A 17,744-nucleotide genomic window follows, 5' to 3' on the forward strand; every position below is an offset into this window, starting at 1 on the left:
GTGACGAAGACTCCCTTGGGTGAGGACCGGCAAGCTGCGATCGCCGATGCGGCCATCCACCTGGTCGCGACGCGCGGCCTCCGCGGACTCACCCACCGGGCAGTGGACGCCGAAACAGGCCTGCCGCCCGGCTCCACCTCGTACTACCTGCGCACTCGCAACGCGCTGCTGACCGCCTGCGTGAACCGCATGCTCGCCCGCGACCTGACCGCCACCTCCCCGCCGCCGGGGGACACCCCACTGCAGGAGTTGCTGGCCGAGATGGTCATCGGCATCGCAAAGGCACGGGCCGACGATCTCGCCGCGCGGTACGAACTCTCGCTGGAAGCACGGCGGCAACCGGACCTCCAGGAGGCGATCGTCCAGGGCGGCCGCCAGTTGCGGGACGGGCTCGCACACATGCTGACGGCACTCGGAATTCCGGATGCGGCGGAGGTCGCGTGGCCGGTGGCGGCGATGATGGACGGGTTGCTCTACGACCGCCTGGCCGGCGCCGGGAGCACGATGTCGACCGCGGCCTACGAGCACGCGGTACGGCGTACGCTGTCGGCCTTGCTGACCGGGTTGGCTACAGACGCTCGGTGACGGTGACGAAGGTGAAGTAGGCGACGCCGACCACCATGCCGACGTGACCGAGAACGGACAGCCCGGCACCGGAACCCCAGGCGTCGCCCGTCGCGCCCTTCGCGTGCTTGCTGCCGCTGGGCAGCCAACGGGCCAGCAGCAACAATCCGACGATTGCCAGCAGCCACCATCCGGCCAGCGCGCCGAGTGCGATCAAGTGGGTACCGGTGACCAGGGCAACGATCCACGCGATCAGCGTCAGCACGCCGACCGTGGTGTGGATCCGCACCAGCGCGGAGGAGAAGCCGGCCACACCGCTGACCCGATGGCCATCGCCGGAGTCGCCGCCGAGCCGGATACGCGTCAGCAGGACGACGACGGCCCCCAGGGCGGTTAGGAACCAAGTGACGTTCGACCATTCCACGCCCCGATCCTTACCCCACTCTCCAGTGGATGGAACCCTTTGTGTCTCGTTCCATCCACTGGACAGCGTCGTTCAGCTCGTCCGGGTCTGACCACCGGACTGGTTTTGACCACCGGACTGGTTTTGACCACCGAACTGGTTCTGGCCGCCGGACTGATTCTGGCCGGGCATCTGTTGCTGGCCGGGCACCTGCTGCCCGGGCAGGGTTCCTTGCCCGGTGCCACCTTGCGTCTGCCCGGGGAACTGCCGGAAGCGGCCGCCACCCGGTCCACCGAACTGCGTCTGATCCGCACCGCTCGCGCCACCCCACGCATGCCCGACGGCAGTGCCGCCAAGGAATGCCAGTACCGCGAGCAGCGAGCCGGCACTCGCCAGAGCGAGCCCAGTCGGCTTGCCGTCCGACGACTTCCACCTTCCCTTGCCCGTGTTCACAGGCGCTACTTGCCGCTGCGCGGTCGGCTCTGCTGCCCGAGGCTGAGCATCAGCGGGCGGCTCTGCTGCCGGAGGCTGAGCATCAGCGGGTGGCGTCTGACTTCCGGCGATCCACTGCGGCAGGTCAGGGGTGTATTGAGGGTTCTGTGTCATTTCGTACTCCGGTTGGGTTGGCCTGGTCATTTGCCGGTGAGGTCGTAGACGGTGGTGTTGCCGATGGTCTGCGCCTGGAAGTTCGCGGCGACCCAGGTGGCGATGTCGCTCGACGTGCCGCCCCGGTTGCCGCCGAAACCGCCGCCGGCACTGCCGACGAAGTAGTGGATCTTGCCCTGAGCAACCAATTCCTCGAACTGCGCCAGCGAAGGCGCCGGGTCCGTGCCGTTGAACCCGCCGATCGCCATCACCGGCACGTCGGACGCGAGCTGCAGTGGCGCGGCACTCATGGCGGTCGCCGCGGCCGCCGCCCAGGTGTAGCCCTTGGCCCCCTGCTGCAGCAGCGAGACGAGCTCACTCGACACCCCACTGGTCCCACTCCCGCCAAGGAACCCGCCGATCCCGCCGCCACCTTGCGGCATGGCCGGCACACCTTGCCCGTTCGTACCCGTGCCACCCTGGCCGTTCGTCGTACCCGGGCCACCTTGTCCTGTCGTGGCACCGGCGGGCGGTGTCATCCGGCCACGCATGCCACCGGGACCGGCTGCCCCGGCCGGGCCGGCCGTCGGAATGGCTCCGGCATGCGCCGTGCTGATGGTTTGCGCCGAGTACGCCGCAGGTCCGGCCAGTGCCGTCAGAGCCAGCAGGGCTCCGGCGAACAGCCCGGCCCGCCGGACCGCAGTACGACGCAACTGCAGCTCAGGCAGGAGCATCACGAGACCGGCGCCGGCCACTCCTGCCATGAGAACAGTCCAGCGCAACCACGGCTGCCAGGAAGGTGTTGCGTTCAGCAACGAGAAGCTCCAGCCAGCTGTCAGCAAGGTGCCTCCGGCAAGAGTTGCCCGAGCCAGCCATTCGTTTCGGCGCCGCCAGAGAACCATCGCGGCCGCACCGATCAGGGCAGCGATCGCAGGAGCGAGCGCGATCATGTAGTACGGATGGATGATGCCCTGCATGTAGCTGAAGACCAGCCCGGTGACGACCAGCCAGCCGCCCCACAACACAGCAAATGCACGTGTCTTGTCCGTGCGCCCAGCCCGTCCCGCAGCGACCACCAGTACGACCAGAGACAAGAGTGCCGTCGGCAACAACCAGGAGATCTGGCTGCCGAACTCGCCGCCGAACAAGCGCCGCAGTCCGGTCGCGCCGCCCCAGCCAGGATTGCCGACGCCACCGCCGACCGAACCGGTCTCGTCGCCCGTCAACCGCCCGAGCCCGTTGTAGCCCAGCGTCAGTTCGAGAATGCTGTTGGTCGAGGAACCACCGACATACGGCCGCGCCGAAGCGGGCAGCAACTCGACGATCGCGACCCACCAGCCTGCGCTGACGATCATCGCGCCGAGCGCGACCGCACTGTGCACGAAACGCTTGCCGAGCGCGGGTTTGCCCGCGATCAGGTAAGCCAGCCCGAAGGCCGGCAGGACCAGGAACGCCTGCAGCATCTTGGTGAGGAACCCGAACCCGACGAACATCCCGGCCAGCGCCATCCAGCGTCCGGCGTACTCGACCGAGTCGATCGCGCGCGTCGCCGCCCAGGCGCCGGCGACCAGCAGCAGAATCAGCAGCGCGTCCGGGTTGTTGAAGCGGAACATCAGGACCGCGACCGGCGTCAACGCGAGAACCGCTCCGGCGAGCAAGGCGGCGTTGGCCGAGAACCAGCGGCGTACGGAGACATAGAGGACGCCGACGCTGGCGACGCCCATCAAGGCCTGCGGGATCAGCATGCTCCAGACGCCGAACCCGAAGATCCGGCCGGACAGTCCCATCACCCACAACGAGGCCGGTGTCTTGTCGACGGTGATGAAGCTCGACGAGTCGAACGACCCGAAGAACCAGGCCTTCCAGCTGGTCGATCCGGCCTGCACAGCGGCCGCGTAGTACTCGTTGGCGTAGCCGTTCCTGGACAGACCCCACAGATAGGCGATTGCTGTTAGCAACAACAGTCCGCCGAGCAAGGCCTTGTCCTTGGTGACGGCGAGTGTGGTGGTCAGTGGCCGGGCGCGTGACGGCCCGGCGACGGTTCTCGGTTCAGTCAGGGTGCTCATCAGTTGCTCCGGGTGTTGTCGATCAGTGCGGGCGTCTCGAAAGTGGGCAGCGTGGGTGCGTCGTCGTCGAAGACCCAGCCGGCGAACAGGCTGTAGCGGACCAGCGTCGCGGCCAGGTTCGCGGCCGTCAGGACGACGATCTCCAGCCCCCGCGCCGGTACTGCGGTTGCCGTGTGCAACAACCACAGGGATGAAGCAGTCAGGCTCCAGCCGATGGCGAACGTGACCAGGCCGCGCAGCTGATGCCGCACGCGGTTCTGGCCACCCCGTACTCCGAACGTGACGCGGCGGTTGAGTGCGGTGTTGCCGATCGCGGTCACCAGCAGGGCAAGGAGATTCGCCACCTGGGCGGGCATCGCGTGCCGCATCACCAGGTACAGCAGCGCGTAGGCGAGAGTGCTCAGTACGCCGATCGCGCAGAACCGCAGTACGCGTACTGCGAGCGCGGTCTTCGGATCGGCGATCGCGGGACGGCCGAACGTACGGCGTACCGGCTCGAGATCGACAGTGCTCCGGCTCAGCCGGGCGATGCCACGCAGGTCCTCGGCGACGGTCTTGGCGATCTTGACCCTGGAGTCGAGGTCGTCGACCCAGTCCACCGGGACCTCGTGGATCCGCAGCCCGGCTCGTTCGGCCAGCACGAGCAGTTCGGTGTCGAAGAACCAGCTCGTGTCCTCCACCAGCGGCAGCAGCTCGACGGCCACGTCGCGGCGGATCGCCTTGAATCCGCACTGCGCATCGGAGAAGCCGGTCGCCAAGGTTGCCCTCAGCAACAGGTTGTAGCCGCGCGAGATCACCTCTCGCTTGGGCCGCCGGACCACCCGCGAACCGCGGGCCAGCCGGCTGCCGATCGCGACGTCACTGTGACCGGCGACCAGCGGCGCGACCAGGGGCAGCAAGGCGTTCAGATTTGTCGACAAATCTACGTCCATGTACGCGAGCACGTCCGCCTCGCTCGCCGACCAGACCTGCTTCAGCGCGCGACCGCGGCCCGGCTGCTCGATCCGGACCACCCGGACCCCGGGCAGCTCGGTGGCCAGCAGGCAGCCGATCTCGTAAGTGGCGTCCGTACTGCCGTTGTCGGCGATGCAGACCTCGGCCGCGAACGGGAACGCGGTATCCAGATACTCCCGTAGCCGGCGAATATTCGGGCCGAGGTCGTACTCCTCGTTTTTGACGGGTACGACGATCTCGACCCGAGGATGACCTGAAATCTGCATGTCACCGATGCTGTCCGGTGAACCTGAGTCACTGCCTGTGCAGAGCTGGCAGTTCGCTGGGAGTCAGCTTTTAGTGCGGCGCAGCCACAGCAGGCCGAGAACCGGGAGCACGAGCGGCACGAAGCCGTAGCCCTGGCCGAAGTGGGACCAGACCGTCTGATCCGGGAAGTCCTCGGGAGCGGCATAGCTGAAGGCGCCGATGCCCACGACACCGACGAGTTCGACGATGATCGCCACGGTCGCCACCTTGCGCGACACGACGGTCGCCTTCGCCAGCGCGAAGGTGGCGGCGCAATAGATGACCGCGGCAACAGCCGACAACGTGTAGGCGAGCGGAGCCTCGGAGTACTGGGTTGCGATCTGTACGCCGGCGCGCGCGGTCGCCGCCAGCGCGAAGATCGCGTAGACCGCGATCAGGATCCGGCCAGGGCCGTGCCTGGTCTCCGATGCGTCTGTCATCTCACGCGACCCAGATGTCGTGCAGGCGAAGTTCGAGGATGGGAATCACCAGGCACGCGATGGCCAGCGCGCCCGCGCCCCAGCGGCTGCTCTCCGCCAGCGCCCACAGCGCGCCGATCGGCAGGATGATCAGCGAGCCGATCAGGTAGCCGACGAAGAACGGCCCGGACACGTCCCTGCTTGTCCCTGCCAGCTGGACGATTCCGACCACCACCTGGGCGATCAGCGCGACCTCGATCACGCCGAGGACACCGAGGATCGGCCAGTTGACCCGGCGGTCCAGGGCGGCCAGCAGCACCGCGAAAACCGTCGCGGCGAGCGAGAGGGCGACCAGCGCCCAGGTGAGCGGTTCGTACATGTCGAGCTAGAGGATGTCACCAGGCTTGTAGACCGCAGCCTCGGGGTACCGCTTGGCGAGCGCGTCGACCTTGGCGACCACGGCGTTGACCTGGGCAACGGCCGCACCGGTGAACGACAGCGGTTCGCCGACGATGCCGACGATCTGGTCCTCGGTCAGCCCGAGCCGGCCGTCCTCGCCGAGCCGGCGGAACAGGTCGTTCTCCGACGAGCCCTTGCGCAAGTCCAGTGCCATCGCGACGGCGTGCTCCTTGATCACCTCGTGCGCGGTCTCCCGGCCGACGCCGTTCTTCACCGCCGCCATCAGTACCTTCGTGGTGGTGAGGAACGGCAGGTAGCGCTCCAGCTCACGGGCGACCACGGCCGGGTAGACGCCGAACTCGTCCAGCACGGTCAGGAAGGTTTCGAACAAGCCGTCGAGGGCGAAGAACGCGTCCGGCAACGCGACCCGGCGTACGACAGAGCAGAAGACGTCGCCCTCGTTCCACTGGTTGCCGGCCAGCTCGCCGGCCATCGACGCGTACCCGCGCAGGATCACCGCGAGACCGTTGACCCGCTCGCAGGACCGGGTGTTCATCTTGTGCGGCATCGCCGACGAGCCGACCTGGCCCTCCTTGAAGCCTTCGGTGACGAGCTCGTGGCCGGCCATCAGCCGGATCGTCGTCGCCAGGCTGGACGGCCCCGCCGCCAGCTGGACGAGAGCGGTGACGACCTCGTAGTCCAGGGATCGCGGGTAGACCTGGCCGACACTCGTCAGCACGCGCCGGAAACCGAGGTGCTGAGCGACCTCGCCCTCGAGCCCGGCGAGCTGCTTCTCCTGGCCGCCGAACAGGTCGAGCATGTCCTGCGACGTACCGACCGGGCCCTTGATCCCGCGCAACGGATAGCGCTCGATCAGCTCCTCCAGGCGCGCGATCGCGACCAGCAACTCGTCGGCCGCCGACGCGAACCGCTTACCCAGCGTCGTCGCCTGCGCCGCCACGTTGTGGGACCGCCCGGTCATCACCAGCGCCGCGTGCTCGGCGGCCTTCTGCCCCAGCTGTACGGCCGTCGCCACAGCCCGGTCGCGCACGAGCTCCAGCCCGGCGCGGATCTGCAACTGCTCGACGTTCTCGGTCAGATCCCGGCTGGTCAGGCCCTTGTGCACGTGCTCGTGACCGGCGAGCGCGTTGAATTCCTCGATCCGCGCCTTCACGTCGTGCCGTGTGACCCGCTCCCGGGCCGCGATCGACTCCAGGTCGACCTGGTCCAGCACCCGCTCGTAGTCCTCGATCACCCCGTCCGGCACCGCCACCCCGAAGTCCTTCTGAGCGCTCAGCACCGCCAGCCACAACCGCCGCTCGAGCACGATCTTGTGCTCCGGCGACCACAACTCAGCCATCGACAAACTGGCATAACGAGCCGCAAGAACATTAGGAATCCGGGGCTTACTGGAGGCAGGCACCCGTCTATTCTCCCCCGCGCCCTGCAAGCCCCGCCACGACGGGTCTCCGGTCACGGAATCCTGGTCGGATCCAGGGCGGGCGGGTCCTGGGGCAGGGCCTTCCCGGCGGCGTCGTACGCCCGGTAGGCGGCGGGGAACAAGGCATTGGGTCCGGCAGCCCAGATCAGGGCGAAGTAGCCGTCGTTGACGGGCACAGAGATCTTGTGGCCGTTCTTGGCGTCGATCTCGAGCCGCACGGCGCGCACCGGCAAACGGCTGCCGTCGAGAAACAGCATGCCCTTGCACGGTGTGCCTGCCGCGCAGGCCGACCCTTGGCCCATCAGGTTCGGATCCATCTTCTTGGGCGCGGCGGTCACGGTCCCGACTCGGGTGTAGGAACTCGCCCCCAGGCCCGAGGGCACCGTCGATACGTACAGGTCGCAGTACGCCACCTGCTTGTTCGACGGAGAGACCGCCACGAGCGCCGTACCGATTTTCGGCTGAACGGAGCGCGCCATCACTCGCCAGCCGGTGAGATCCACGGCCGCCGGTCGGCTTGCCTTCGCGGGGCCACGGCGGGACGGGTCGTTCAGCTTGGCCGCGCAAGCCTCCAAGAGCGCGGCCTCGTCGAACTTCGGGTTGTCCACCGTGCGACCCGACGCGTCGACATTGCGCTGGTAATTCTTCTGCACCTTCACGATCTTGGTCCGTTCGAAGGTGGGCGAAGGGCTGGTGCCGGCTACGCCCGGACGGCCCGAGGTCGTGCCGAGATCGGGCAGGTAGGCCGCGGCCGCCGCGATCACCGCAACCCCGGCGACCACCCCGCCGATCGAGGCGACCCTGCGACGCTTTCGCCCGCGCCGGCCGCGTTCGAGCAGGGCTGCCGAGTCGATCGGGTCCAGCGGGTCATTGTCCGCCAGGCGGTGGAGTTCGGCGCCGAGTTCCTGGAGGTCTTTCATCTCGTACTCCTTCATGATGCGTGGCCGATCTGCCGCGCCCGGGTCATCGCCTGTCGGAGGGTTTGGAGGGCGCGGGAGGACTGGCTTTTGACGGTGCCGGTGGTGCAGCCGAGGATTTCGGCGGTCTGGTCGACCGACAGGTCCTCGTAGTACCGGAGCACCACGCAAGCCCGTTGTCGCGGTGAGAGGACGGCGAGCGCAGTACGGAGCTCGTCCTGGTCCGCCTGCGTGCCGGCTGGATCCCCGCCGTACGACGTGAGGTCCGGCGCCGTGTCGGTCGGAACCTCCCGGCGCCAGGGGCGCCGACCGCTGTCCAGGGCCGTGTTCACGACGACGCGGCGGGCATACGCCAGCGGGTTCCCGCTGCGATCCACCTTCGACCAGGCCAGGTACAGCTTGTAGAGCGCGTCCTGGACCACGTCGTCCGCCCGATGCCAGTCCCCACAGACCAGGTACGCCGTCCGCCGCAACGACGAACTCGCCGCCTCGACGAACTCCACATACTCCCGGTCCCGGTCACCCATCGCGCCTCCCACTGTCCGCTGTCCCCCTCAATACGAAAACCCTTGCGCGGGAGGTTGCTCAGCCGGCGAGAGTCACCGAGGAAGCAAGGATCTCCGGCCTTTGGCGAGGAGCCAGAACATCAGGAGGGCCTCGCCAACGAAGGTGACTCCGCTGATCTGGAGGGAGTAGCCGACGCGGAGGAAAGCGCCGAAGCTGTCGACGAGGTAGCCGAGGCCGGCGATCACAACCAGAATGCCGATCCACCGTGGGACCCGCCCAGATCGGTAAGCCAGGTAGCCGATCAGCAGCAGGTGCGCCCCGAAGAGGACGACCACATCCAGCGGGACCACCAGCATCAGCGCGGCGATTCCCCACCGGAACAAGCCTTCCGACGCCGAGATGTCCAGTGCTGTCCTGGCTGCGTCGTCCTCGGTGACCAGGCGTTCGACAACCCCGAAGTTGGCCAGGGCCGCGAGAACGGCCAGCAACAGTAGGCCAACGCCCGCGACCAGTCCGGGAGCGGGCATCGTCGGCCGGGTCCGCGGCGCAGGCAGTACGGCGGTCATGAGCCGGCCGGGACGACCGCGAGCTTGCCGCGGATCGTGCCTGCTTCCAGGCGGCGGAGTGCATCCGGTACTTCGGACAGCGAGCAAGTGCTGTCTATGGCCGGGACGAGGACTCCCGCTTCGAAGAAGGTCTTCAGGACTTCGAGGTCGGCGGCGTTTTCCTTGCAGAGGAAGGGGGTCAGGCGTTGGCGGACGAAGAGGGACAGGAGCATCGCGCGGAGTTGGCGGTCCATGCCGCCGGTGAGGTCACCGCCTTCCTCGCCGCCGGCGATGACCGCCGTACCGCGTGGTGTCAGCGCTCGGCGGAGGCGCGTCGGTGAAGGGTTGCCGGCGAGGTCGATGATCAGGTCGTAGCGATGCACGCCGTCGGCGAAGTCTTCCGACGTGTAGTCGATGATCTCGTCTGCTCCGAGCTTGCGGACGAGGTCGGCCTTCGCTGCACTGCAGACTCCCGTGACGTCAGCGCCGAACGCCTTGGCCAGCTGTACGGCGTACGTGCCGACGCCGCCGGAAGCGCCGTTGATCAGCACCTTCTGACCCGCTTGGATCTTGCCCGCGTCGCGAAGCGCCTGTAAAGCGGTCAAGGCGGAGATCGCGACCACCGACGCCTGCTCGAAGCTGAGTCCGGTCGGCTTGAGCGCGAGCTTGTCCTCGCGCGCCACGGCGTACTCGGCGAAGGTGCCGATGCCGACCCCGAACACCTCGTCACCGACCGAGAACCTGGTCACCCCGGAACCGACCTCGACGACCGTCCCCGCGACCTCACTGCCCCGCACCCGGAGCTTGGGTCCGCGCAGCCCGAAGACCAGCCGGAGCAGGTACGGCCTGCCGACCATCAGGTGCCAGACGCTCTTGTCGAGGCCGGCGGCCCGGACCCGCAGCAGCACCTGCCCCGGCGCGACCTGTGGACGGGCGATCTCCTCGATCCGTAGGACGTCGGCCGGTCCGTACCGGTCCTGCACCACTGCTTCCATCGTTCTCCCCCTCGGGTCTCAGCCTTACTAAGTAAGGTGAACGTACCGTACTTAGTACGAAAGTGCTACGGTTCGACCGATGCCCAGACCAGCGAAGGCCCCCGACCGCACCCCGCTCAGCCGTGACCGCGTACTGCGAAGCGCGATCGCCATCGCCGACGCGGGCGGGATCGGGGCGCTGACGATCCGGTCGCTGGCCGAGGAGCTGGGCGTCAAGCCGATGTCGGTGTACCACCACGTCGCCGGCAAGGCAGAGATCCTGGACAACATCGTCGACCTCGTCTTCGCCGAGATCGACCTGCCGTCACCAGGCGGCGACTGGACGATCGAGATCCGGCGCCGGGCGCACTCGGCCCGCAAGGTACTCCGCCGGCACCCGTGGGCGATCGGCTTGATGGAGTCGAGGACCAGTCCCGGTCCCGCGACTCTCAAGCACCACGATGCGAACATCGGCACGCTGCGCGCGGCCGGCTTCTCGGTCGCGATGACCGCGCACGCCTACGCGTTGATCGACAGTTACGTGTACGGCTTCGCGCTCCAGGAGGCGGCGCTGCCGTTCGAAGGGCCGGACACCGTCGCGGAGGTCGCCGCGCCGATGATGCAACTGTTCACCACCGGCCAGTACCCGCACCTGGTCGAACTGACGACCGAGCACGTCCTGCAGCCCGGCTACGACTTCGGCGACGAGTTCGAGTTCGGCCTCACGCTGATCCTCGACGGACTGGCGAGGTCCCTGCCTAGCTGACCAGGTGGATGTCGCCGCGGGCCGCCTTGAGGGCGATGTCGGTGCGGTGCTGGGAGCCCTTGATCCGGATCTGGCCGACTCCGGCGTACGCGCGCTGGCGCGCCTCGTCGAGGTCCTTCCCCGTCGCGCTGACCGCCAGCACCCGGCCGCCGGCCGTGACGACCTCGCCGTCCTCGATCGCCGTACCGGCGTGGAAGACGCGGACCCCACCGGCCTCGGCCTGCTCGATCCCGCTGATCACGTCACCGCTGCGTGGCTTGGCCGGGTACTTCTTGGCCGCCACCACCACCGCGACCGACGCGCCCGACTTCCAGGCGAGCGGCTCGACGTCGGCCAGCTTGCCCGTCGCCGCGGCGTACAGCAGACCGCCGAGCGGAGTCTTGAGCAGTGGGAGCAGCGCCTGCGTCTCCGGGTCGCCGAAGCGGCAGTTGAACTCGATCACGCGGATCCCGCGCGAGGTGAGCGCGAGGCCGGCGTACAGGAGGCCGCTGAACGGCGTACCGCGGCGGCGCATCTCGTCGACGGTCGGCTGGAGCACCTTCTCGGTGATCTCCTCGACCAGCTTTTCCGGTGCCCAGGGCAACGGAGTGTAGGCGCCCATACCACCGGTGTTGGGGCCTTCGTCGTTGTCTCCCAGCCGTTTGAAGTCCTGCGCCGGCTGCATCGGCAGCACCGTCGTACCGTCGGTGATCGCGAACAGGGAAACCTCGGGGCCGTCCAGGAACTCCTCGATCAGTACCTGGCCGCATTCGCCCGCATGGGCGAGGGCCTCCTGGCGATCGGAGGTAACGACCACTCCCTTGCCAGCGGCAAGCGCATCGTCCTTGACCACATAAGGCGGACCGAAAGCATCGATCGCTTCGGCGGCCTGCTCCGGCGTCGTACAGACGTAGGCCCGGCCGGTCGGCACGCTCGCCGCGGCCATCACGTCCTTGGCGAACGCCTTCGATCCCTCCAGCTGGGCGGCGTCCTTGGACGGGCCGAAGACCGCGATCCCGGCCGCGCGGAGCGGATCGGCCAAGCCGGCGACCAGCGGCGCCTCGGGTCCGACGACGGCCAGGTCGGTGCCGAGCTCGGTCGCGAGGGCGACCACCGCGTCATGGTCCGAGATGTCCACCGGACGGCAAACGACCGTTTGCCCGTCGTACGCCGGTTGCAACGCGGCGATGCCAGGGTTACCCGGGGCCGCGACGACCTGCTCGACCTCGGGATCCTGGCTCAACGCCCAGACCAGTGCGTGTTCACGGCCGCCTGAGCCGATGACAAGAACCTTCACGGGCCACGAGCCTAGTGCACTCGCCCCCGGTGCAGAGACTTCGCTGGGCGCGTACTCGGTTCGTCCGGCCCCGGGCGGTGTAAGACTGCGCCTTACTGGAGGTACTCGATTGACTACTAGCTCAGTGCCGGCGCGCGCCAGCCGCCGGCCAACCCCTGCTTCACTGGCGTCCTGGCTGATGCTGGTCCCCTGCCTGATCGTCTTCGCACTGTTCATCATCTGGCCGCTGGGGAAGTCCGTGTCGCTGTCGCTGCACGGCTCCGACCTGTTCGGTCGTCCGGACGCGTTCGTCGGGCTGCAGCACTACCGCGACATGCTCGGCTCGGCGGAGTTCCGGCACATCCTGTGGGTGACGCTGGCATTCGTGTTGCTGACCGTGATCCCCGGCGTACTCGGTGGCCTCGCGATCGTGTTGCTGCTCGAGCAGCACATCAAGGGCATCCGGGTGTTCCGGACCGCCTTCGCGCTGCCGTTCGCGTTCTCGGTCGCCAGCGCGTCGGTCATCTTCGCGACCATCTACAACCCGGCGATCGGCCTGGCCAACGGGATGCTCGGCCGGTTCGGCGTCGACCGGGTCGGCTGGCTGACCGACCCGTCCTGGGCGCTGATCAGTGTCGCGATCACCACGGTCTGGATGAGCATCGGCTACAACGTGCTGGTGCTGTCCGCAGGCATCGGCGCGATCCCGGCCGAGATCAACGAGGCGGCCACGCTGGACGGCGCCGGTGGCTGGCGCGCGGCCCGGTTCATCACCGTGCCGATGCTCGGCCCGCAACTGTTCTTCCTGATCGTGATCTCGACGATCCAGTCGCTGCAGGGCTTCGGCCAGATCAAGATCCTCACCCCCGAGGGCGGCCCGGAACAGTCCACGAAGACGCTCGTCTACTCGATCTACCACACCGCCTTCGCGAACAACGCGAGCGATTTCGGCGCCGCTTCCGCCCAGGCGATCGTGCTGCTGGTGATCCTGCTGGCCTGTACGGCGATCCAGTTCGGCGTCCTCGAGAGGCGGGTGCACTACAAGTGAGGAATCTGACCGTCGGCCGGGTGATCACGTACGCCGTACTGATCGTCGCCGCGATCGCCGTGATCTTCCCCGTGTACTACGTGATCGCGGGCTCGATCATGTCGCCGGGGCAGATCTCGTCGTACCCACCCGACCTGTTCCCGCACGGCCTCTTCACCGGCAACTACAAGGGCGCCACCTCCACCACCGCGATCGGCCGGCAGTACCTGAACTCGGTACTGCAGACCTCGGTGATCACGCTCAGCCAGCTGATCACCAGCGTGCTGGCGGCGTACGCGTTCGTCTTCATGAAGATGTGGGGCCGGACCGTGTTGTTCGGCTTGTTCCTCGGCACGCTGATGGTGCCGTGGGAATCGATCGTGCTGCCGAACTACCTGACCATCACCGGCTGGTCGGTCGGCGGGGAACGACTCACCGCGTCGTACGCCGGAACGATGGTCGCGCTCGTCCTCCCGTTCCTGGCCAACGCCTTCGGGGTGTTCCTGCTGCGGCAGTCGTTCCTGCAGTTCCCGACCGAGTTGCGCGACGCGGCCACCATCGACGGCTGCGGGCACTGGCGGTTCATCCGGCAGATCCTGCTGCCGCTGAACAAACCGGCCCTGATGGCTGTCGGCCTGTACGTCTTCCTGGCAGCGTGGAACCAGTTCTTCTGGCCGCTGCTGATCGGCGACAACGCCAGCCGGCGGACGCTGCAGATCGGCATCAGCCAGCTCAACGACGTCGAGGCGGCCGACCCGGGCCTGATCCTGGCCGGCGTCACCTTGTCCATTCTCCCGACCCTGGCCATCGTCATCTTCGGTCAGCGTTTCATCGTCCGCGGCCTGACCGCGGGCGCGATCCGGTAATGCAGAAGAAAGGCACAGCGATGCGATCTGTCCGACAACGGCGTACGGCGACCGTGGCGGCGCTGCTGGCAGTGGTGGCACTCGTCGCCGCCGGCTGCGGCGGTAGTGACAACTCCGGCGACAAGGCGACCGGCGGCCAGGACGCGCCCGGCGCCGACGCGCTGGACAAGGCCACCGGCGTCACCAAGGTGACGTTCTGGCACGGTATGAAGGGCGCCAACGGCGAGGCCGTCGACAAACTGGTGAAGGCGTTCAACACGGCCAACGCCGGCAAGATCGAGGTCACCGCCGTCTACCAGGGCGACTACGACGACACGATCACGAAGTACAAGACGTCGGTGCAGCAGGGCAACACGCCTTCCGTCGTACAGATCTACGACATCGGCTCGCGGTTCATGATCGACTCCAAGCAGACCGTGCCGGTGCAGAGCTTCGCCGACAAGGACGGCTACACGCTGGACTCGATCGAGCCGAACATCGCCAACTACTACTCGATCGACGGCAAACTCAACTCGATGCCGTTCAACACGTCGATGCCGTTGCTGTACATCAACAAGGAAGCCTTCGTGAAGGCCGGCCTCGACCCCAACAAGCCGCCGACGAACCTCGACGAGATCATGGCGGCGGCGAAGAAGCTGACCATCAAGCAGGGCGGCAAGACCGTCCAGTACGGCTTCAACGCCGCGATCTACGGGTGGTTCCTGGAGCAGCTGATCGCCCAGTCCGGTACGACGTACTGTGACAACGAGAACGGCCGCAAGGACCTTGCCACCAAGGTGAACTTCGACGGCGAGCAGGGCGTCAAGATCGCGACCTGGTACCAGCAGATGGTCAAGGACGGCTACATGCCGAACACCGGCAAGAAGACCGACGACGCACAGGCGGTCTTCAAGTCCGGCACCTCGGCGATGCACCTGGAGTCGACCGGCTCGCTGCGCGGCTACATCAACGCGGCCAAGGGCAAGTTCACCGTGCTGACGGCGCCGTTCCCGAAGCTGAGCGCAGCCGACACCGGCGGTCCGATCATCGGTGGCGCCTCGCTGTGGGTCGACGGACCGGGTCACTCCGACGCGGAGAAGCGTGCGTCGTGGGAGTTCGTGAAGTTCGCCTCGTCGCCGGAGCAGCAGGCCGCCTGGCACACCGGCACCGGCTACTTCCCGATCAACTCCAAGGCCCTCGACCTGCCGGCCGACAAGGCCTGGGTGGCGCAGTACCCGCAGTTCACCACCGCGATCACCCAACTCCACAACACCAAGCCGTCGAACGCCTCCTCCGGCTGCATCCTCGGCGTCATGCCCCAAGCCCGCAAGGCCGCCGAAGACGGCCTCGAAAAGGCGGTCCTCGGCACCGACCCCCAAAAGGCGATGACCGACGCAGCCGCGTCCATCAAGCCCCAGATCGACCAGTACAACAAAACAGTCAAGAAGTAGTACTACGGCAGGTGCGGCCGAGTCTCTCGGCCGCACCTGCCCCACGCGCCACGTTCCACCGACTGACTCCGCCCCACCCCGCCCATCGGCGAGCGGGATCGGTCGACATTCAGTAATGCCAGTAGTACCTGCCGTCGGCGTTCCAGCTCACCGGGACTGTGGTGTGGTTGGTGAAGGCTGGGCCTTTGCCTCGGGCTATTTCCAAGGTCCGGGACAGTTGCAAGCCGTAGGGGTGGTTGTTGTCGTCCCACCATTGTTCGAATTGGGTGATGCAGGTCTGGTTCGAGAAGTAGGTGTTGGCGCAGGGATGCGGTGGGGACCACTTCTGGAGGTGGCGGAAGTTGACGGTGGTGGAGCCGTTCGGGGGTTTGATGGTGCCGACGGCGTCGAGGCAGTAGCCGGTCGTCGGGATCGTCCACTTCACGTAGTGCTGTTTGCCGCCTGCGGACGGGATGGGGGTCATCGCGCCGCAGGTGGCGTTGCCGATCTTCTCCGAGGTGACGCGCTGGAGCTGGGTCAGCGGGCGGCCGGCGCCGTCGTTGTAGCCGTCGAGGAGAACCCAGTCGCCGGAGTGGATGAAGTGCTCGGCCGATTTCGGCGGCCAGGTCTTCGGGTCGCCCCAGGAGATGTCCGACTCGGTGGCTGACAGTGGTGTCCACGCCCACTGGCCCGCGGCTGATCCACCGGCCCAATATTGCCCGGCCGAGCGCTCGAACATCAGCGAGTACTGCCCATAGTTCTCGGCGGCAACGGTCGTCGTACTGGCGTCCGACGCGCGCGACATGGTGACCGCGCCGGCAGCGGCCAGCAGCGCGGCGGCCGTGGTCAGCAAGGCAAGTTTCTTCCGCATGGGTGTCGACGCTAACCCCCTCGGGGTGCATCAATAGGGTCCAAGCAATCACGACTCGAGGAGCTTCCATGCCGGATCCCGTCACCGCCACCATCGACGTACCAGGCGCCGTTCTGACGTACGACGTCCGCGGCGACCTCCAGAACCGTCCGGTGCTGCTGATGATCGGCTCCCCGATGGCCGCGAGCGGATTCCTTACCCTGGCGTCGAATTTCACCGACCGAACCGTGGTGACCTACGACCCGCGCGGGGTCGAGCGCAGTACGCGGACCGACGGCAGCGGCGAACTGTCCCCCAATGACCACGCCGCCGACCTGGCCGCGCTGATCGAGACGCTCGACGCCGGCCCGGTCGACCTCTTCGCGAGCAGCGGCGGCGCGGTGAACGCCCTCGCCCTGATGGCGCAGCGGCCGGAGCTCGTACGCCGGTTGGTGGCCCACGAGCCGCCGCTGGCCACCCTCGTACCGGACTCCGAGGCGGCTCTCAAGGTCGTCGAGGACATGTACCAGACCTACCAGCGCGACGGGATGGGCGCGGGGATGGCCAAGTTCATCGCGTTCGTCAGCTACGCCGGGGAGATCTCGGACGACTACACCGAGCAACCAGCGCCCGATCCGGCGATGTTCGGCCTGCCGACGACCGACGACGGATCTCGCGACGACGCTCTGCTCGGCCAGAACGTGCGCGGCTGTACGTCGTACCAGCCGGACCTCGACGCGCTCGCGCAGGTGAAGGACAAGATCGTCGTCGGGGTCGGTGAGGAGTCGGAGGGGCAGTTCGCGCGCCGCGGCGGTGAGGCGATCGCCGCGCGGCTCGGCCTCACCCCGGTGACGTTCCCGAGCAATCACGGCGGCTTCCTCGGCGACGAGTACGGCCAGCCGGGCAAGCCGACCGAGTTCGCCGCCACCCTGCGTGAGGCCCTGGCGAACTGACTGCGACCTGTAACACCCCGGTGCGCCCGTGTCAGGCCGCGGGCGCACCGGAGTACAGGGCTGTGGAATGCGGCGCCCAGGGGATCTGGTTAGCTTGAGGTATGACTGACAAGCCTGAGATCGACTTTCCGGACGGCCCGCCGCCGGCGGATCTGGAGATCACCGACATCACCGAGGGCGACGGCGCGGAGGCCAAGGCCGGGTCCCAGGTGAGCGTGCACTACGTGGGCGTCGCCCACTCCACCGGCGAGGAGTTCGACGCCTCGTACAACCGCGGCGCTCCGCTGGACTTCCAGCTCGGCGTCGGCCGGGTCATCCAGGGCTGGGACACCGGCGTCCAGGGCATGAAGGTCGGCGGCCGGCGCAAGCTGGTCATCCCGCCGCACCTGGCGTACGGCGACCGTGGCGCCGGCAACGCGATCAAGCCCGGCGAGACCCTGATCTTCGTGGTCGACCTGGTCAGCGTCGGCTGACGACCTCCAACCAAGAAGCCCCCGGCTGCGTCACAATGACGCAGCCGGGGGCTTTTCAGTAGATCTACTCATCCACAGGCGGACCC

20 protein-coding genes are annotated in these 17,744 nt (G+C 67.6%); 7 read left to right on the forward strand and 13 right to left on the reverse strand.

The features are described 5' to 3' along the window. A complete protein-coding gene (locus tag DIZ26_RS33225; RefSeq protein WP_112248505.1) occupies positions 1-585 on the forward strand; it encodes a TetR/AcrR family transcriptional regulator in 585 nt (194 codons plus the stop codon). Here the strand turns inward: DIZ26_RS33225 and DIZ26_RS33230 are convergent. The 11 genes from DIZ26_RS33230 to DIZ26_RS33280 all read right to left on the reverse strand — a co-directional run bounded on the left by DIZ26_RS33230 (position 569) and on the right by DIZ26_RS33280 (position 10,080). Next, positions 569-988, reverse strand: a complete 420-nt coding sequence (locus DIZ26_RS33230; RefSeq protein WP_112248506.1) for a hypothetical protein — start codon at positions 986-988, stop codon at positions 569-571. The two genes, DIZ26_RS33225 and DIZ26_RS33230, sit on opposite strands and share 17 nt — an antisense overlap. 72 nt (positions 989-1,060) lie before the next feature. Further along, entirely contained in the window at positions 1,061-1,420 is a 360-nt protein-coding gene (locus DIZ26_RS33235) for a hypothetical protein (RefSeq protein WP_112248507.1), read from the reverse strand. Between the two features lie 179 nt (positions 1,421-1,599). Beyond that, positions 1,600-3,618 (reverse strand): glycosyltransferase family 39 protein, encoded by a 2,019-nt coding sequence (locus DIZ26_RS33240; protein WP_112248508.1) that lies wholly within the window; start codon positions 3,616-3,618, stop codon positions 1,600-1,602. After that, complete coding sequence (locus tag DIZ26_RS33245; RefSeq protein ID WP_112248509.1) at positions 3,618-4,838, reverse strand: glycosyltransferase; 1,221 nt, start codon at positions 4,836-4,838, stop codon at positions 3,618-3,620. Before DIZ26_RS33245 ends, DIZ26_RS33240 begins: the two co-directional genes overlap by 1 nt. A gap of 63 nt (positions 4,839-4,901) precedes the next feature. Further along, on the reverse strand, positions 4,902-5,297 hold the full coding sequence (locus DIZ26_RS33250; RefSeq protein ID WP_112248510.1) for a hypothetical protein: 396 nt from the start codon (positions 5,295-5,297) through the stop codon (positions 4,902-4,904). 1 nt (position 5,298) lies between these two features. Further along, entirely contained in the window at positions 5,299-5,655 is a 357-nt protein-coding gene (locus tag DIZ26_RS33255) for a hypothetical protein (protein ID WP_112248511.1), read from the reverse strand. A gap of 6 nt (positions 5,656-5,661) precedes the next feature. Beyond that, a complete protein-coding gene (gene purB, locus DIZ26_RS33260) occupies positions 5,662-7,098 on the reverse strand; it encodes an adenylosuccinate lyase (protein ID WP_112248512.1) in 1,437 nt (478 codons plus the stop codon). A gap of 50 nt (positions 7,099-7,148) precedes the next feature. Beyond that, entirely contained in the window at positions 7,149-8,036 is an 888-nt protein-coding gene (locus tag DIZ26_RS33265; RefSeq protein ID WP_157979887.1) for a hypothetical protein, read from the reverse strand. Positions 8,037-8,047: 11 nt separating this feature from the next. Then, positions 8,048-8,560, reverse strand: a complete 513-nt coding sequence (locus DIZ26_RS33270; protein WP_112248514.1) for a SigE family RNA polymerase sigma factor — start codon at positions 8,558-8,560, stop codon at positions 8,048-8,050. 72 nt (positions 8,561-8,632) lie between these two features. Next, the gene (locus DIZ26_RS33275) at positions 8,633-9,106 is read right to left on the reverse strand and encodes a DUF4386 domain-containing protein (protein WP_198676400.1); all 474 of its coding nucleotides are present in this window, start codon (positions 9,104-9,106) and stop codon (positions 8,633-8,635) included. Next, positions 9,103-10,080 (reverse strand): NAD(P)-dependent alcohol dehydrogenase, encoded by a 978-nt coding sequence (locus DIZ26_RS33280; RefSeq protein WP_112248515.1) that lies wholly within the window; start codon positions 10,078-10,080, stop codon positions 9,103-9,105. The genes DIZ26_RS33275 and DIZ26_RS33280 overlap by 4 nt, the downstream gene beginning before the upstream one ends. A 79-nt stretch (positions 10,081-10,159) precedes the next feature. On the opposite strand from DIZ26_RS33280, the gene DIZ26_RS33285 reads away from it, so the two are divergent. After that, positions 10,160-10,825 carry a TetR/AcrR family transcriptional regulator gene (locus tag DIZ26_RS33285; RefSeq protein ID WP_112248516.1) on the forward strand — a complete coding sequence of 222 codons (666 nt, stop codon included), beginning with the start codon at positions 10,160-10,162 and terminating at the stop codon, positions 10,823-10,825. Here DIZ26_RS33285 and purD read toward each other — a convergent pair. Further along, positions 10,818-12,101, reverse strand: coding sequence for a phosphoribosylamine--glycine ligase (gene purD, locus DIZ26_RS33290; RefSeq protein WP_112248517.1), 1,284 nt, complete (start codon positions 12,099-12,101; stop codon positions 10,818-10,820). The genes DIZ26_RS33285 and purD overlap by 8 nt on opposite strands. A 109-nt stretch (positions 12,102-12,210) precedes the next feature. Between purD and DIZ26_RS33295 the strand changes: the two genes are divergently transcribed. From DIZ26_RS33295 to DIZ26_RS33305, 3 genes are read left to right on the forward strand one after another with little or no spacing between them, the layout of a single operon-like run. Beyond that, positions 12,211-13,128 (forward strand): carbohydrate ABC transporter permease, encoded by a 918-nt coding sequence (locus tag DIZ26_RS33295; protein WP_232828776.1) that lies wholly within the window; start codon positions 12,211-12,213, stop codon positions 13,126-13,128. Next, a complete protein-coding gene (locus tag DIZ26_RS33300; RefSeq protein ID WP_112248518.1) occupies positions 13,125-13,973 on the forward strand; it encodes a carbohydrate ABC transporter permease in 849 nt (282 codons plus the stop codon). Before DIZ26_RS33295 ends, DIZ26_RS33300 begins: the two co-directional genes overlap by 4 nt. Positions 13,974-13,993: 20 nt before the next feature. Further along, entirely contained in the window at positions 13,994-15,403 is a 1,410-nt protein-coding gene (locus DIZ26_RS33305) for an ABC transporter substrate-binding protein (protein ID WP_112248745.1), read from the forward strand. Between the two features lie 109 nt (positions 15,404-15,512). Here DIZ26_RS33305 and DIZ26_RS33310 read toward each other — a convergent pair whose 3' ends face one another. Beyond that, positions 15,513-16,253, reverse strand: coding sequence for a hypothetical protein (locus DIZ26_RS33310; protein ID WP_112248519.1), 741 nt, complete (start codon positions 16,251-16,253; stop codon positions 15,513-15,515). 68 nt (positions 16,254-16,321) lie between these two features. Here DIZ26_RS33310 and DIZ26_RS33315 point away from each other — a divergent pair, with 68 nt between their 5' ends. Both DIZ26_RS33315 and DIZ26_RS33320 read left to right on the forward strand, forming a co-directional pair. Further along, on the forward strand, positions 16,322-17,185 hold the full coding sequence (locus DIZ26_RS33315; RefSeq protein WP_112248520.1) for an alpha/beta fold hydrolase: 864 nt from the start codon (positions 16,322-16,324) through the stop codon (positions 17,183-17,185). A 101-nt stretch (positions 17,186-17,286) separates the two neighbouring features. Then, on the forward strand, positions 17,287-17,658 hold the full coding sequence (locus DIZ26_RS33320; protein WP_112248521.1) for an FKBP-type peptidyl-prolyl cis-trans isomerase: 372 nt from the start codon (positions 17,287-17,289) through the stop codon (positions 17,656-17,658). Positions 17,659-17,744: the final 86 nt, after the last annotated feature.

The organism is Kribbella monticola (assembly GCF_003261635.1).
Classification (GTDB): domain Bacteria; phylum Actinomycetota; class Actinomycetes; order Propionibacteriales; family Kribbellaceae; genus Kribbella; species Kribbella monticola.